A 425-nucleotide genomic window follows, 5' to 3' on the forward strand; every position below is an offset into this window, starting at 1 on the left:
GTGATGCGCAGGGCCGTGCGGAGGCAGAGGAGGTCCAGGTGGGCCGTGAAGACCTCGTCGCGGGTCGGGCGGCCCTCCCTGACCCCGGCGGCTCGGATTCCCGCGAGCAGGCTCAGGGTGAGGGGGTGGCGCGCGTCCGCCTCCCGTAGCGCGTCCGCCGGGATGCCCAGGCGGGCCCGGGCCGTGTCCGCCTCCGCCGGGGTGAGGTCGCCGACGGGCAGCGCGGGCGGCAGCCGCCGGGCGGGGCGGGCGGGGGTGTGCAGCAGCTCCGGCGGGTAGAAGGTGCCGGCCCGCTCCCAGTACTCGGGCCGGGCCGCGACCACCAGCCGGGCCCCGGTACCGCACAGCCACGCGGCGGTGGACACCGTCCACGGCGCGAGGCGGTGCGCCAGCGCGGGCGGCATCTCCTCGGGGGTGTCCAGGAC

The 425-nt window shown here is 79.1% G+C and carries 1 pseudogene; it reads right to left on the reverse strand.

Features of this window, described 5'->3' with window-relative positions:
• Window positions 1-425 (reverse strand): annotated as a pseudogene (locus VR44_RS35480) (serine protease); the annotation flags it as partial.

This window comes from Streptomyces katrae (assembly GCF_000966975.1).
GTDB lineage: Bacteria > Actinomycetota > Actinomycetes > Streptomycetales > Streptomycetaceae > Streptomyces > Streptomyces katrae.